Below are 15,510 nucleotides of genomic sequence, written 5' to 3' on the forward strand. Positions count from 1 at the left end.
GCAAGCGTGGGGGCCACAACCCGGTGCTGGGCCGCCCCGAGCCGGGTTGGCCCCCTTGGGGGGCAGCGCAGCACACGCAGTGGCAAGCGTGGGGGCCACAACCCGGCGCTGGGCCGCCCCGAGCCGGGTTAGCCCCCTTGGGGGGCAGCGCAGCACACGCAGTGGCAAGCGTGGGGGCCACACTTAAATGCGCGGAATCACCGTTTCTTGAATCTTCTGTGCGAGCTGGGTGATCGCCAAGGATGCAGGGCAGCCTGGTGCCGTTTGCACCAGCAGTTGCCTGCGCATCACGGCCTGACGCACGGTGGGGTCGGCTGGAATGTCGCCCATATGGATCAGCTTGATCGGGCGGCCTGGTTCGGTGACGACAAAACGGTCCAGCACCTGCTGCAGTTGCACGGTGATGGCACGGCCGTCACCCAGGCGCGCCGTCTGGTTGATCACCATGCGAATCACTTGGCGCTTTTGTTGGCCCACCAGCACTTTGATGGTGGCGTAGGCGTCGGTCAGCGACGTGGGTTCTGGTGTTGCCACTACCACCACCTCGGAAGCCAGTGACACGGCAAACAGCACCACATCCGAAATGCCGGCGCCCGTGTCCAGCAGCACGATGTCGTAGTGCGGCACCAGGCCGGTCATGATGTTCAGAAATTCGTTGCGTACCTCGGGGGTCAGGCGCGAATACTCAACCATGCCCGAGCCTGCCAGCAGCACCGAGAAGCCCCCCGGCGCCTTGATGATGGCGTCTTCGAGTTTGGCCTTGCCGGTGAACACATCGTGCAAGGTGGTCTTGGGGTACAGGTTGAGCACCACGTCCAGATTGGCCAGGCCCAGGTCGGCGTCCAGCACGAGCACGCGCAGTCCGCGCTTGGCCAGGGCAGCAGCCAGATTGGCCGACACAAAGGTCTTGCCAACGCCGCCCTTGCCGCTGGTGACAGCGACCACTTTGCCCAGAGGCTTCAGCGGGACATCGAGCAATTTTTCAGCTTTTGCGGGTGGAATCACTTCATCAGACATCAATTAACCCTCTGCCCCGCGGCACTTGCCGTGCCATCACCCGATTCAATCCAAGCCGGTTCGCCCAGCGCCAAATGTCCGAACAGCATGTTTTTCTCTTCGGCGCTGACAAATATTTCCTGCTGCGTATCCAGCACCACCCGGTTGCGGCCTTCGTGCTTGGCACGGTAGAGCTGCACGTCGGCGCGCTCGGTCCACAAGGCCGCTGTGGAGCGCACCCATTCCGGAGCGTAGGCGCCACCGATGCTCACCGTAACTTGAAGCGACAGAGCCGGGTTGATGGCTATCTGCATGTTCTCGATGGTCTGGCGAATCCGCTCTGCCACCGTGATCCCAAAAAACGCGTGGCAGTTGGGCAAGACCACGGCAAATTCCTCGCCACCGTAGCGGGCCACCGTGTCCATAGGGCGCACACATTTGGCCAGGGCCTGAGCCACGACCTGGAGCACCATGTCACCGGCTTGGTGGCCGTGGGTGTCGTTGACCTTCTTGAAGTGGTCGATGTCCACCATGAGCAGCAAGGCCGGCTCTCCTGAACGGGCCACCATATCGGTGGTACGGTCCAGCACTGAACGGAAATGGCGGCGGTTGGAGAGTCCGGTGAGCGGGTCTTTGAGCGAGAGTTCGCACAGCCCGTCAATCACTCTTTGCAGATATTCAACCGGCGACTCCACCGCAGCGGGCAGTGCCAGACCGGAGTCACGGTCCAACAGCGCGCGGGCGTCATCTAGACGCAATTGATCCAAGGCAACGAGGGATTCTGGTGTTGGTGATGCCACTGTTGGGGTGCTTTAAGTTCTGCGCCAAAGTCTAACAGCAGGAGTTGCACTCATGGCAACTTTATCGTGCAGAAATGCAGGCTTTGCATCAGTGTGTCGGGCGGTGGCTGCATACCGGGCACGATGGATTGCGTGGCAGGCGAATTTCGTTCCACTCCATGGCGCGCCCATCCAGCATCAACAGGCGGCCATTGAGGCTGCGGCCCGTACCCACCACCAGTTTGAGTGCTTCGGCGGCCTGCATGGAGCCGATGATGCCCACCAAGGGTGCAAACACTCCCATGGTGGAGCAGCGTGCTTCTTCAAAAGTCACGTCGGGCGGGAAGGTGCAGGCATAGCAGGGTGCTTGCGCGTCGCGTGTGTCGTAGACGCTGATCTGCCCGTCAAACTGGATTGCTGCGCCCGATACCAGGGGCTTGGCATGCTGCACGCAAGCAGCATTGACCGCGTGGCGCGTCGTGAAGTTGTCACAGCAGTCCAGCACCACGTCGGCGGCTTGCACCAGCACGTCCAGTGAGTCAGCGTCCGCGCGGATGGGCAGCGCCTGCACTTCCACCAGCGGATTAAGCTCCTGCAGGGTGCGCTTGAGCGAATCCACCTTGGGGCTGCCCACAGAATCGGTGCGGTGGGCAATCTGGCGCTGCAGGTTGGTCAGGTCCACGGTGTCGTGGTCTGTCACTGTGATGTGGCCCACACCGGCACACGCCAGGTACATGGCAACCGGTGAACCCAGGCCGCCGGCACCAATCACCAGCGCCCGTGTGGCCCGTATCCGCTCCTGGCCCTCGATGCCAATTTCATCGAGCAGAATGTGGCGCGAGTAGCGTAGCAGTTCAGCGTCCTGCATCGTGGGCCAGCCCGTGCCTACTCTTCTTTCTTGACTTCCTGGCGCTCCACCAGGGTTTTGCTCACCAGCACCGGCTTGCCCTTGAGCTGGTTAATGGCCTGCATCAACTGGAAGTCCTGCTCGGAGCCGTACTCGGGGGCTTTGCGCTCCGATGGGGGCTTGCGCGATTCCTCCTCCAGGCGCTTGAGCGCGTCTTCACGGGCTTTTTCGCGCTCCGGGTCTTTCTTCTCTTCGCCCTGGCCGCTGGTCAGGTGCTTGTCGTAGTCGGCCTCACGCATGCGCAGTGCGGCGTAGGGGCTGCCTTCGGCGGTGTCATCGACCATCACTTCGGGGACGATGCCCTTGGCCTGGATGGAGCGTCCGCTGGGCGTGTAGTAGCGTGAGGTGGTGATCTTCAGGCCGGTGTCTGGCCCCAGGGCGCGGAAGGTTTGCACCGAGCCTTTGCCGAAGGTCTGGCTGCCCATCAGGGTGGCACGCTTGTGGTCTTGCAGGGCACCGGCCACGATCTCGCTGGCCGAGGCCGAGCCTTCGTTCACCAGCACGACCAGTGGGACCTTCTTCAGCCCGGCGGGCAGGGTCTTGAGTGCGTCTGCCCCGGGGATGCCACGGAAATCGTCATAGGTGGCCTTGAGTACCTGCTTGCTTTCGGCGGTCTGGCCATTGGTGGAAACCACCACCGCATCATCCGGCAAAAAGGCGGCAGAAATTGCCACGGCGGCGTTCAGCAGTCCACCCGGGTCATTGCGCAGGTCCAGCACAAAGCCCTTGATCTTGGGGTCTTGCCGGTAGATCTCGTTGACCTTCTTCACGAAGTCATCCACCGTGCGTTCCTGGAACTGGTTCAGGCGTACCCAGGCGTAGCCCGGCTCGATCAGTTTGCCGCGTACCGATTGCTGCTTGATTTCTTCGCGGATGATGGTCACCGGGAAGGTGCGGTTTTCGTCCTTGCGGTAAATCGTCAGCAGCACCTTGGTGGCGGGCTCGCCGCGCATGCGCTTGACGGCTTCGTTGAGGGTCAGGCCCTTGACGGCGGTTTCATCAATTTTGGTGATCAGGTCATTGGGCTTGAGGCCGGCGCGAAAGGCGGGAGAGCCCTCGATGGGAGACACCACCTTGACCAGCCCGTCTTCCTGCGTGATCTCGATGCCAACGCCGACAAACTTGCCGGATGTGCCTTCCCGGAATTCCTTGAAGGACTTCTTGTCAAAGTATTGCGAGTGTGGGTCCAGCGCCGAGACCATGCCGGAGATGGCGTCGGTGATGAGCTTCTTCTCGTCCACCGGCTCTACATAATCGCTTTTGATCATGCCGAATACGGCGGCCAGCTGCTGCAGCTCTTCCAGGGGAAGCGGTGCCAGCGCGCTGCGTGCCACGGTCTGCAGGGACACGGTCGTGAGTGCGCCCGCGACTACGCCTATTGCAATCCAGCCGGTGATTTTCAATTTTTGACCCATATATGTTCCTGTCTCGTCTCAATATACACCGGCAGACGCATTCGGGCATTGATCGCCCGGTGCTGCAAAAGTGAGTAGGGTCTTTGGGCGCCGGTCCGCGTCAGGCCTTGCCTTGCGAGGCTACGGCCGCAGCAGCTTTGGCCGCGGCTTCGGCATCGCCCAGGTAGTAGTTGCGGATCGGCTTGAGGTTGGCGTCCAGCTCATAGACCAGCGGAATGCCATTGGGAATGTTGACACCCACAATGGCGTCGTCGGCGATGTCGTCCAGGTATTTCACCAGGGCGCGTATGGAGTTGCCGTGGGCGGCAATCACCACGTTCTTGCCGGCACGGATCGCAGGGGCTACCGCTTCGTTCCAGAACGGCATGACGCGGGCCACGGTGTCTTTCAGGCATTCAGTCAGCGGTACCTGGTCGGGCTGCAGCTTGGCGTAGCGCAGGTCGCTTCGCTCGCAACGCGGGTCAGTGGCTTCCAGCGCAGGCGGGGGCGTGTCGTAGCTGCGGCGCCAGACCAGCACCTGCTCTTCGCCAAATTGCTTGGCCATGTCGGCCTTGTTCAGGCCCTGCAGGGAGCCGTAATGGCGCTCGTTCAGGCGCCAGGAGTGCACCACCGGCAGCCAGGTGCGGTCCATCTCATCCAGGCAATGCCACAGGGTGCGGGTGGCGCGCTTGAGCACGCTGGTGTAGGCCAGGTCAAACTCGTAGCCCTCGGCCTTGAGCAGGCGCCCGGCATTCTTGGCCTGCTCGATGCCGGTGGCCGTCAGGTCCACATCGGTCCAGCCGGTAAAGCGGTTTTCAAGATTCCAGGTGGATTCGCCGTGGCGTACAAGAACGAGTTTGTGCATGGTGGATGGGGGATGTTGGAGGGGCAATGGCCCGTCTTTAAAAAGTGCAGGCAACGCATTCTAAAATGGCGGGCTAATACTTTCGCAGGTGCGATGGTACGAACAAGGAACAAAGTGAACTTTATTGTCAATAACTGGATGTTGATTGCCATCGCCCTGGCCTCTGGCAGTCTGCTGCTGTGGCCGGTGATTCAGGGTGCGGCTACCGCAGGTCTGTCCCCGGCAGGTGCGGTATTGCTGATGAACCGCGAAAAGGCTGTGGTGGTGGATGTATCCGAAACCGGTGAATTTGCCGCAGGCCACATCGTCGGTGCCAAGAACGTGCCGCTGGGCGACCTGGAAGCCAAACTGGGCGCTGCCGTGAAGAACAAGAGCCTGCCGCTGATCCTGGTCTGCCAGACCGGCGCGCGTTCCGGCCGGGCTTTGGCCATTGCCAAAAAGCTGGGCTATGAGCAGGCGCAAAGCCTGGGCGGCGGACTCACAGCCTGGAAGGCCGCCAACCTGCCGGTCGAAAAAGCCTGAAGCCAGCCCACCAAGGAACACCCCATGCAAGCCGTCAAGATGTACACCACTGCCGTCTGCCCTTACTGCGTGCAGGCCAAACGCCTGCTGCTGTCCCGGGGCGTGGCGCAGATCGAGGAAGTGCGGGTGGATGCCCAGCCGCAAGAGCGCATGAAGATGATGGAACTGACCGGCCGGCGCACCGTACCGCAAATCTTTATCGGCGAAACCCATGTCGGCGGTTGCGACGACCTGATGGCTTTGGACGCCAAGGGCGGCCTGCTGCCACTGCTGAACGCGGGCTGACATAATTCTCGCCAATAATCCCTGATCCCAGCCCGCCAGGAACAGCCTGGCGGGCTTTGTTTTACTTAGAAAGAGTTTTTTCATGGCCGATCAAGATCCCGTTTTCCAGATCCAGCGCGTTTACCTCAAAGAGGCATCGCTGGAGCAGCCCAATTCGCCGGCCATCTTGCTGGAGCAGGAACAACCTTCGGTGGACATCCAGTTGGGCGTGGAAGCCACTCCCGTTGCCGAAGGCATTTACGAAGTGGCGGTGACCGCCACCGTGCATACCAAGATCAAAGAGCGGACCGTGTTTCTGGTGGAAGCCAAGCAGGCCGGTATTTTTGAAATCCGCAACCTGGAAGAAGAGCAGTTGGGTCAGATCATGGGCATTGCCTGCCCGCAAATCGTCTATCCCTACCTGCGCGGCAATGTGGCCGACCTGATCCAGCGCGCAGGCTTCCCGCCCGTGCACCTGTCGGAAATCAACTTCCAGGCCATGTACGAGCAGCAGCGCAGCGAAGCCGCTGCCGCACCTGCGGGCACATTACCCCAGTAAGCCGATGCGCAGGCAGGCCTGTGCCTGCCGGCTGCTGTCGATTGCTTTGGACCTGCCATGAAAATTCTTGTACTCGGCGCCGGCGCCTGGGGTACGGCCTTGGCCATCAGCGCGGCCCAAACTGCCAGTCACCACCAGGTTACGCTGTGGGCGCGTGATGCGGCCCAGGCCGCTGCCATGCAGGCCAGCCGCAGCAATGCGCGTTACCTGCCGGGCATTGCCCTGCCTGACGGGCTGCAGATTGCCGGTGGCAGCCTGGAGTCTGTGACCCATGGCCTGGGGCCCAAGGACCTGCTGGTCGTGGCTACACCCATGGCCGGGCTGCGCGCCATGCTGACCCGGCTGCGCGACAGCGCGGTGCCGGTGGTCTGGCTGTGCAAGGGCTTTGAGGCCGAACGCGACGACAGCTTTGGTCTGCTGGGCCACGAGGTGCAGGCGCAGGTGGCGCCCGCCCTGCTGGCGGGTGTGCTCAGTGGCCCCAGCTTTGCGCAGGAAGTGGCTCTTGGCAAACCGACGGCGCTGGTGGCTGCCAGCAGCCACGCGCCGGTGCGCGACGCCATGGTCCAGGCATTCCACAGCCGCAGCTTGCGCGTTTATGCCAACGACGATGTGGTGGGCGTGGAGGTAGGCGGTGCCGTGAAGAACGTGCTGGCCATTGCCACAGGCCTGTGTGACGGCCTGCAACTGGGCCTGAACGCCCGTGCTGCACTGATCACCCGTGGCCTGTCTGAAATCACCCGCTTGGGGCTGGCACTCGGTGCCAAGGCTGAGACCTTCATGGGATTGAGCGGCCTGGGCGACCTGGTGCTGACTGCCACTGGAGACCTGTCACGCAACCGGCGTGTGGGCATGGCGCTGGCCCAGGGCAAGACCCTGCAGCAGGCGGTGGACGAGCTGGGCCATGTGGCCGAGGGCGTGTACTGCGCCCACACGGTGCTGCAGCGCGCACGGCAGCTGGATGTGGATATGCCCATTACCGAGTGTGTGGTCGAGCTGCTGGTGGGCCGCATCCGCCCCGATCAGGCCGTGGCCCAACTGATGGGGCGCGAGCCGGGCACCGAAGTGCCGCTGGCCTGAGCCTCACGTGACCCACACGCAGTGGGCGAACGTAGGGGCTCTTAGCTTGCTGCTACCTTGGCTGCGATGTGCGCCAGGGCTTCCTGCACCTGGTCCACCAAAATCAGGCACAGCTCGCCCTCTTTCAGTTTGTCCATGGCCGTGTCGATGGCCAGGAACTCACCAAAGATTTCCGAGGATTCGGTGGTGCGCTTGGCGCCCTTGAGGCCTTCGCGCAGCAGGGCAATCACTTCGCCATCCTTGCGCCCGCGCTGGCACTGGTCTTCAAACAGCACCACCTCGTCAAAGGCCTCGCCCAGGATTTCGGTTTGCTGGCGGATGTCCTGGTCGCGCCGGTCACCGGCACCGCTGATGACCACGCTGCGGCGGGTGGCCGGTATGGCCTGTACCGCCTGCACCAGCGCCGCCATGGCGTCGGGGTTGTGGCCGTAGTCGGCAATCACGGTGGCGCCCCGGTACTTGAACAGGTTGAAGCGCCCGGCGGCGTTGTCGTTGTCGTTGGAGAAGCTGGCCAGGCCCGCCTCGATCGTGGCCCAGTCCAGCTTCAGGGCCCAGACGGCGGCCACCGAGGCCATCACGTTTTCGACCTGGAAGCCAATGCTGCCGCCCAGGGTGACGGGCACTTTGCTCAAGGGAATGTGGTGCTTGAAATCTCCCTTGGCAGCCACCAGGTTGCCTTCTTCCACAAAGACCACAGCGTGGCCTTGCGCACGGTGCGTGGCCATCACCGGGTGGTGCCGGTCCTGGGCGAAGAAGGTCACAGCACCCCGGGTCTTGGCCGCCATGGAGGCCACATTCGGGTCAGCCGCATTGAGCACGGCCACGCCGTGCTTGGAGACGTTTTGCACGATCACGCGCTTGAGCACCGCCAGGTCCTGCACCGTGGTGATGTAGTTCAGGCCCAGGTGGTCACCGCTGCCCACGTTGGTGACTACGGCCACATCGCAGCGGTCGAAGGCCAAGCCCTCGCGCAGCACGCCGCCGCGCGCGGTTTCCAGCACAGCCGCGTCCACATCCGGGTGCAGCAGCACGCTGCGTGCGCTCTTGGGGCCGCTGCAGTCGCCGGTGTCTATGCACTGGCCGTCCACGTAGACGCCGTCGGTATTGGTCATGCCCACGCGCATGCCGTTGGCCTTGAGCAGGTGCGAGATCAGCCGCACCGTGGTGGTCTTGCCGTTGGTGCCGGTCACGGCCACCAGGGGGATGCGCCCGGTCTGGCCGTTCTTGAACAGCATGGAAATAATCGCCTCGCCCACCGGGCGGCCCTTGCCAAAGGAGGGCGCCAGGTGCATGCGCAAGCCGGGGGCGGCGTTCACTTCCACCATGCCGCCGCCTTGCTCTTCCAGGGGCCGCAGAATGCTGTCGCTCACCACGTCCACACCGCAGATGTCCAGGCCCACCATGTGGGCGGCGGCCACTGCACGCGCGGCCACGTCGGGGTGCACATCGTCAGTCACGTCGGTGGCTGAGCCGCCGGTGGAGAGGTTGGCGTTGTTGCGCAGGTTGACGCGCTGGCCCTTGAGTGGTACCGACTCGGCACTGAAGCCCTGGTTGGCCAGGCACTCTTTGGCGATGTCATCAAAGCGGATTTTGGTGAGCGACGTGGAGTGGCCGGAGCCACGGCGCGGGTCCTTGTTGACCTGCTCCACCAGTTGCGCAATGCTGCTCACGCCATCGCCAACGACCTTGGGCGGGTCGCGCCGGGCCGCAGCCACCAGCTTGTCGCCCACCACCAGCAGGCGGAAATCGTTGCCGGGCATGTAGCGCTCCACCAGGATGTCGTCGCGGAAAGTGGCAGCCACCGCATAGGCTTTGCGCAAAGCCTCTTCGCTGGTGATGTTCACCGTCACGCCCTTGCCCTGGTTGCCGTCCAGCGGCTTGACCACGACCGGCAGGCCAATTTCCTGTGCGGCCTTCCAGGCGTCATCGGCGTCGCTGACGGCGCGACCGGCAGGCACCGGCACACCGGCTGCGGCCAGCAGGCGCTTGGTGAGCTGCTTGTCCTGCGCAATGGCCTCGGAAATGGCGCTGGTGGAATCAATCTCGGCGGCCTGGATGCGGCGCTGCTGGCTGCCCCAGCCAAAGCGCACCATGCTGCCTTCGGTCATGCGGCTGAACGGTATGCCGCGGGCTACGGCCGCGTCCACGATGCAGCCGGTGCTGGGCCCCAGGCGCACGTCTTCGTCCAGATCGCGCAGTTCGGTGAGGGCCGCAGCCAGATCAAACGGTGTGTCATTCAGGGCCGCTTCGCACACGGCCTGTGCCATTTCCATCGCCTTGCGGCCCACGGCTTCTTCGCTGTACTCCACCACCACCTGGTAGACGTTGGCGTCCAGCGTGGGCATGGTGCAACTGAAGGTAACCGGGCAGCCGGCCTGGGCCTGCAGCCCGAGGGCCACGGCTTCGAGCACATGGGCCATGGCAATGGTGTCCTTGTGGCCGGTGGGCTGCAGCGCACCGAGTTCCGGAAAGCGCTCGCGCAAGCGTGCTTCAAAGGCCGGCAGGTGCGCAATCGAATCTTCGGGTGGCAGGCAGGACACAATGGACTGAATGGCCGTGTGGTGGCTCCAGAGATTGGGGCCGCGCAGGGCGCGAATACGGGTGACTTCCATGGCGTGCTCAGTAAGGGGTTTTCTTGGGGGCGGACTCGAAGGTGCGCAGGCCGGCGCCTATCAGCTCCACCGGAATGTCCAGGGCCCAGGCAGCGGCCACTGCGGCCATCACCATTTCCGGTTTGGAGGCCTTGGCGGGCTTGAGGGTGGAGAGCGACAGGCTGGCGGCCAGTTGCGCACCCTGGGCCAGCACAATGCTGTCGCCCTGCAGCACCACCACGCGCTCACCGGCTTCGCGGTGGGCGGCGACAGCCGCGTTGTCGGCTTGCAGGCTGTAAAAAATCACTTTGCCGTCACACAGTTCGGCCATCTCCACGGCCTGGTGGTCATCGGCATTGAGGACCGCCGTACCACTGGGCAGCACCACATCCACCTGGGTGCGCGCCACCTTGTAGGTCTGCTCGTCGTCCAGGATGTCGAAGTGCTTGAGGCCCTCCGTCCAGGCCACGTCGGTCACCACGCCCACGGTGCATTTGTCATAGGCCAGGCCCTCGCCCAAAATCATGCTGCCGGAGTTTTCGAACACGGCCGCCTGCACCGAGCGGTTGATCAGCACGCGCTGACCGGCTTCCCAGTGGGCGCAATCGGCGGCGTCAATCTGGCGCCCGTCCAGGTACAGGCCTTCGCTGCAGGCCAGGCCCACATGCCTGCCGCTGATGTGCACCAGCCAGGCCACCAGGCGCGCAATGCGGCCGGTGTTCTGGGTGCCGGTGATGCCGACGATGGGGATGCGCCCGTCATGGCCTGCGCTGAACAGGTGGTCAATGATGGCGCGACCCACTGGCTGGCCAGTGCCGTTGGAGGGTTTGATGTGGGCCAGGAGCCCGGGGCTGGCATTCACCTCGATCACACAGGCGCGCTGGCTGCTCAGGGGCTTGGTAATGTCTTCCATCACCATGTCCACACCGGCAATGTCCAGGCCCACCACGCGCGCGGCCAGGGCGGCAGCGGCGGCAATGCTGGGGTGCACCTGGTCGGTGACGTCGAACTTGACGTTGCCGTTGCGCTGGATGAGCACGCGCTCGCCGTCCTGCGGAATGGATTCGGGCGTGAGGCCTGCGCGTTCGAGCTCCAGCATGATCTCGCCGCTCTTGCTGGGCATCAGTGCGTTGAGCGGTGAGTCTTCGCCGGAGCCGCGGCGTGGGTCGATGTTGATTTGCAGATCGGTCAGCTGGTCAATGTTGTGCACGGCATCGCCCGTGACCCACAGGGTCTCACCGGCTGCAGCAGCCACCATTTTCTTGCCCACCACCAGCAGGCGGTGTTCATTGCCGGGGATGTACTTCTCCACAATGACCGCGCTGCCATTGCCCTTGCGAAAGGCCAGCTCGAAGGCCGCATGGACTTCCTTCTCGGTTTTCAGGTCCAGCGAAACCCCACGGCCGTGGTTGCCGTCATAGGGCTTGAGCACCACTGGCACGCCGATCTCCTGGGCCGCTTCCCAGGCAGCATCGGCGCTGCGCACCAGTTCGCCCTCGGGCACGGGCACGCCGCAGGCCTTGAGCAGGGACTTGGTCAGGTCTTTGTCGCTGGCGATCTCTTCGGCAATGGCCGAGGTCTGGTCGGTCTCGGCCGTCCAGATGCGGCGCTGTGCCATGCCGTAGCCCAGTTGCACCAGGTTGCCGCTGGTCAGGCGGATGTTGGGAATGCGCCTGGCCGTGGCGGCATCCACAATGTGCGCGGTGCTGGGCCCCAGGCACAGGTCATCGACCATTTCCTGCAGGTCAGCCACGGTTTTGGCCATGTCGAAGGGCGTGTCCTGAATGGCTGAGAGCAGCAGGGCGCGGCCCGCCTCCAGCGCGGCGCGGCCCACGTCTTCATGGCGGGTGCGAAAGGCGATCTTGTAGACGCCGGGCTTGGAGGTGCTGCGGGCCTTGCCAAAGCCGGTGCGCATGCCTGCCAGGTTTTGCATCTCCAGGCACACATGTTCGAGTATGTGTGCGGCCCAGGTGCCTTCCTGCAGGCGCTGCAGAAAGCCGCCCCGTACACCGGGGCTGCATTCGTGCTCGATCAGGCCGGGCAGCAGGGTGGTCAGGCGTTCGTAAAAGCCGGGGATGGTGTTGGAGGGATGGTTCTCCAATTCGCCGATGTCCACCCATGCTTCGATGACCGGACGGTAAGTCCAGATGTTGGGACCGCGTAAGTGGGTAACCCTGAGGATTTCGATATTGATCTTGGCTTGCATGGGGCTTTGTGGCTTGGGCAGTCCACCGACATGGCGCTGTCCGCGTTGTGTATTCTCGCTCACTGTGGGACTAGGAATTCCGGAGCCAACCGCAGCGGTATGGCCTGTAAGTCCCGCTTGTGGGTGGTATGGTTAACTTGTCGCTGCTGAAGGGGCTGCAAGATGCGCCAATGGCTGAGCCCTTTGATCCGAAGAAAACATGAATTTTGCCTGTAATGACCACTGAAACTTCCCTTGTTCGCGCTGTGCCCGGCGAACTCGCCGCAGAACTCACAGCCCCCTGGCGCCACGAAGTTCAGACACAACTGCATCCCCTTGAAAACGTTCTGGCCGCCCTGGAGGTTGACCTGGACGCGCGCCTTCACTTTGTCAAAGGCCTGCTGCTCATCACCACCGAGCGTGTGCTGAGCCGCGAGGCGGGCACCAGCGGCTGGCGGGAGTGGACCTATTCTGCGGGCCTTTCCTTGCAGCACCATGACCACGCCGGTGTCGGCCATCTGGAGTTGCAGGACGCCACCGGCCTGCTGGCCAGCTGGCGCTTTACCCTGGGACAGAACCTGCACGCCATTCGTGTGGTGGACCAGTTTGGCGCGCAGTTGGAGAGCGTTGTGTCGGGCAAGCCGCTGGCGCAGGCGTTGAAGAATGTGTGCCCCAGCTGCAAGGCCCCCTTGGAGCCCGACCAGGAGGAGTGCCCGGTGTGTACCAAGGTGGTCCACACGCCGCCCAGCACCTGGACCCTGTTTCGCCTGTGGCGCTTTGCCAAACCGTACCGCGGCCAGTTGTTCCTGGGCTTCTTCCTGATGCTGCTGGGCACCGCCGCCAGCCAGGTGCCGCCCTACCTGACCATCCCGCTGGTGGACGAGGTGCTGATCCCTTTCCAGAACGGCCAACACATTGAGCCCAGCACCATCGCCTTGTACCTCTCGGGCCTGCTGGCTTCGGGCATTCTGGCCTGGGGCTTGAGTTGGGCCAAGACCTACATCCTGGCCCTGGCCTCCGAGCGCATCGCCGCTGATTTGCGCACCACCACCTACGAGCATTTGCTGCGCCTGTCCCTCGAATACTTCGGCGGCAAGCGCACCGGTGATTTGCTCTCACGCGTGGGCAGCGAGAGCGACCGCATTGCGGTGTACTTGTCCCTGCACCTGACCGACTTTGCCAGCGATGTGGTGATGATCGTGATGACCGCCGTCATCCTGTTTTCCATGAACCCGTACCTGGCGCTGATCACCCTGGTGCCCTTGCCCTTCATCGGTTGGATGATCCACTTTGTGCGCTACCGCCTGCGCACCGGCTTTGAGAAGATTGACCGGGTCTGGGGCGAGGTCACCAACGTGCTGGCCGACACCATCCCCGGCATCCGCGTGGTCAAGGCCTTTGCGCAGGAGCAGCGCGAGGCCAAACGCTTTCGCGAGGCCAACAAGCACAACCTGATCGTCAACGACCGCATCAACAAGATCTGGTCGCTGTTCTCGCCCAGCGTGTCTCTGCTGACCGAGATCGGCCTGCTGGTGGTCTGGGGCTTTGGCATCTGGCAGGTGTCCAAGGGCGACATCACCGTGGGTATGCTGCTGGCGGCCATTGCCTACATCGGCCGCTTTTACGGGCGGCTGGACTCCATGAGCCGCATCGTGTCGGTGACGCAAAAATCGGCTTCAGCGGCCAAGCGCATCTTTGACATTCTGGACCACGTATCCAGCGTGCCCGAACCGGCCAACCCGGTGCATGTGGGCAAGATGGAGGGACGCATCGAGGTGCGCGATGTGGGCTTCCGCTACGGCAACCGCGAGGTGAACCGCGGCATCACCCTCAACATTGCGCCTGGCGAGATGATTGGTCTGGTGGGCCACAGCGGCTCGGGCAAGAGCACGCTGGTCAACCTGATCTGCCGCTTCTACGATGTGTCCGAGGGCGCGATTCTGGTGGACGGCGTGGACATCCGCTCGTATGCGATTGCCGACTTCCGCCAGAACATCGGCCTGGTGCTGCAAGAGCCGTTTTTGTTCTTCGGCACCATTGCCGAGAACATTGCCTATGGCAAGCCGGATGCCACCCGTGAAGAGATCATTGCCTCGGCCCGTGCGGCGCACGCCCACGAGTTCATATTGCGCCTGCCGCAGGGCTACGACTCCATGGTGGGCGAGCGCGGACAGGGCCTCTCGGGTGGCGAACGACAGCGTATTTCGATCGCACGCGCCCTGCTGATCGACCCGCGCATCCTGATCCTGGACGAGGCCACCTCGTCGGTGGACTCCGAGACCGAGAAGGAAATCCAGAAGGCGCTGGAGAACCTGGTGCAGGGCCGCACCACGATTGCCATCGCCCACCGCCTGTCCACCCTGCACCGCGCCGACCGCCTGGTGGTGCTGGACCGCGGCCGTGTGGTGGAAGAGGGCACGCACGACGTGCTGATGGCGGCCGAGGGCGCCTACTTCAACCTCTACCAGGCGCAGGCGCGCAACATGGATGTGGACATGGACGCCAGCCGTGGTTCGGACAATGCAGACAAGGAAGGTGAATGATGGCTGCCCCGCAGATTGTGGAACACACGCACTTCACGCTGGAGCGCAATGCCTTTGGCAAGCTGATCCTGACGACAGAGAGCGGTGTGCGTTTTGAGGGCGTGGTGCCGGTGCGCGCCTTCCCCATCCAGGCGCCGGAAATCGGCATTTCGCTGGTGAATACCGACAGCGAAGAAGTGGGATGGGTGGACCGGCTGGCCGATGTGCCCGAGCCCGCGCAAAGCCTGATCCGCCAGGAGTTGGCTGCGCGCGAGTTCATGCCGGTGATTGCGCAGATTGTGTCGGTCAGCAGCTTTTCTACCCCCTGCACCTGGACCGTAGAGACGGACCGTGGTCGCACCGAGTTTGTGTTGCGCGGTGACGAGGACATACGCCGCATTGGCAAAGACAACGCCTTGCTGATTGCCGACACGCATGGTATCCAGTATTTGGTGCGGGACCAGTTTGCCTTGAATACGGGCAGCAAGAAGATACTGGACCGGTTCCTTTGATTTTCTGATTGGTTGGTTCGCCCGGGTCTTGCGCCTGCTTCTTTGTTTGAGGTTGTTGGTTCGCTTGTGTTTCGTGCCTGCTTGGGTGGCAGGGTAGGCGAACCGGGTATCCCTTCTCCAGCCCTGCTCGCGGGCGTCTGCTTCGGGTTCGCCCACACCGCTTTGTTAACGCCATTGCTGGCGCGCTGGCTCTGTGGCAACCGCGAATGGGGGCTTGCGAAGGGACACCCGATCCGCCTACCCGGCGGTGCATGTTGGCGCTCAGCAGGGGTATCCCTCGCGGCGCTTGTCACGCCAGCAGCCGCCCGCGCGGTGCAGGCTTAAAGCATATGCAACC

Annotated in this window: 13 protein-coding genes; 6 read left to right on the forward strand and 7 right to left on the reverse strand. The window is 63.3% G+C overall.

The window, feature by feature from the left end:
• Positions 1–183: 183 nt before the first annotated feature.
• The 5 genes from DIC66_RS04875 to gpmA all read right to left on the reverse strand — a co-directional run bounded on the left by DIC66_RS04875 (position 184) and on the right by gpmA (position 4,941).
• A complete protein-coding gene (locus tag DIC66_RS04875) occupies positions 184–1,017 on the reverse strand; it encodes a MinD/ParA family protein (RefSeq protein ID WP_117174630.1) in 834 nt (277 codons plus the stop codon).
• Positions 1,017–1,754: a GGDEF domain-containing protein gene (locus tag DIC66_RS04880; RefSeq protein WP_233505785.1), complete on the reverse strand. Its 738-nt coding sequence runs from the start codon at positions 1,752–1,754 to the stop codon at positions 1,017–1,019. The genes DIC66_RS04875 and DIC66_RS04880 overlap by 1 nt, the downstream gene beginning before the upstream one ends.
• A 130-nt stretch (positions 1,755–1,884) precedes the next feature.
• Positions 1,885–2,643: a HesA/MoeB/ThiF family protein gene (locus DIC66_RS04885; RefSeq protein ID WP_117174634.1), complete on the reverse strand. Its 759-nt coding sequence runs from the start codon at positions 2,641–2,643 to the stop codon at positions 1,885–1,887.
• Between the two features lie 17 nt (positions 2,644–2,660).
• The gene (locus DIC66_RS04890) at positions 2,661–4,097 is read right to left on the reverse strand and encodes a S41 family peptidase (RefSeq protein WP_117174636.1); all 1,437 of its coding nucleotides are present in this window, start codon (positions 4,095–4,097) and stop codon (positions 2,661–2,663) included.
• Positions 4,098–4,197: 100 nt separating this feature from the next.
• Entirely contained in the window at positions 4,198–4,941 is a 744-nt protein-coding gene (gene gpmA / locus DIC66_RS04895; protein WP_117174637.1) for a 2,3-diphosphoglycerate-dependent phosphoglycerate mutase, read from the reverse strand.
• Between the two features lie 114 nt (positions 4,942–5,055).
• On the opposite strand from gpmA, the gene DIC66_RS04900 reads away from it, so the two are divergent.
• The 4 genes from DIC66_RS04900 (at position 5,056) to DIC66_RS04915 (ending at position 7,363) form a co-directional block, all read left to right on the forward strand.
• A complete protein-coding gene (locus DIC66_RS04900; protein ID WP_117174639.1) occupies positions 5,056–5,463 on the forward strand; it encodes a rhodanese-like domain-containing protein in 408 nt (135 codons plus the stop codon).
• A 24-nt stretch (positions 5,464–5,487) separates the two neighbouring features.
• A complete protein-coding gene (gene grxC / locus DIC66_RS04905; RefSeq protein ID WP_117174641.1) occupies positions 5,488–5,748 on the forward strand; it encodes a glutaredoxin 3 in 261 nt (86 codons plus the stop codon).
• Positions 5,749–5,830: 82 nt separating this feature from the next.
• Complete coding sequence (gene secB / locus DIC66_RS04910) at positions 5,831–6,286, forward strand: protein-export chaperone SecB (protein WP_117174643.1); 456 nt, start codon at positions 5,831–5,833, stop codon at positions 6,284–6,286.
• A 57-nt stretch (positions 6,287–6,343) separates the two neighbouring features.
• On the forward strand, positions 6,344–7,363 hold the full coding sequence (locus DIC66_RS04915; protein WP_117174645.1) for an NAD(P)H-dependent glycerol-3-phosphate dehydrogenase: 1,020 nt from the start codon (positions 6,344–6,346) through the stop codon (positions 7,361–7,363).
• A gap of 41 nt (positions 7,364–7,404) precedes the next feature.
• Here the strand turns inward: DIC66_RS04915 and cphA are convergent, their stop codons facing one another.
• The gene (cphA, locus tag DIC66_RS04920; RefSeq protein WP_117174647.1) at positions 7,405–9,975 is read right to left on the reverse strand and encodes a cyanophycin synthetase; all 2,571 of its coding nucleotides are present in this window, start codon (positions 9,973–9,975) and stop codon (positions 7,405–7,407) included.
• A 7-nt stretch (positions 9,976–9,982) separates the two neighbouring features.
• A complete protein-coding gene (locus tag DIC66_RS04925; RefSeq protein ID WP_117175092.1) occupies positions 9,983–12,160 on the reverse strand; it encodes a cyanophycin synthetase in 2,178 nt (725 codons plus the stop codon).
• 215 nt (positions 12,161–12,375) lie between these two features.
• Between DIC66_RS04925 and DIC66_RS04930 the strand changes: the two genes are divergently transcribed.
• Together DIC66_RS04930 and DIC66_RS04935 are read left to right on the forward strand one after the other, a co-directional pair.
• On the forward strand, positions 12,376–14,682 hold the full coding sequence (locus DIC66_RS04930; RefSeq protein WP_117174649.1) for a cyanophycin metabolism-associated ABC transporter: 2,307 nt from the start codon (positions 12,376–12,378) through the stop codon (positions 14,680–14,682).
• Positions 14,682–15,173, forward strand: coding sequence for a cyanophycin metabolism-associated DUF1854 family protein (locus DIC66_RS04935; RefSeq protein WP_117175094.1), 492 nt, complete (start codon positions 14,682–14,684; stop codon positions 15,171–15,173). Before DIC66_RS04930 ends, DIC66_RS04935 begins: the two co-directional genes overlap by 1 nt.
• Positions 15,174–15,510 lie beyond the last annotated feature (337 nt).

This window comes from Rhodoferax lacus (genome assembly GCF_003415675.1).
In the GTDB taxonomy this organism is placed as follows: domain Bacteria; phylum Pseudomonadota; class Gammaproteobacteria; order Burkholderiales; family Burkholderiaceae_C; genus Allorhodoferax; species Allorhodoferax lacus.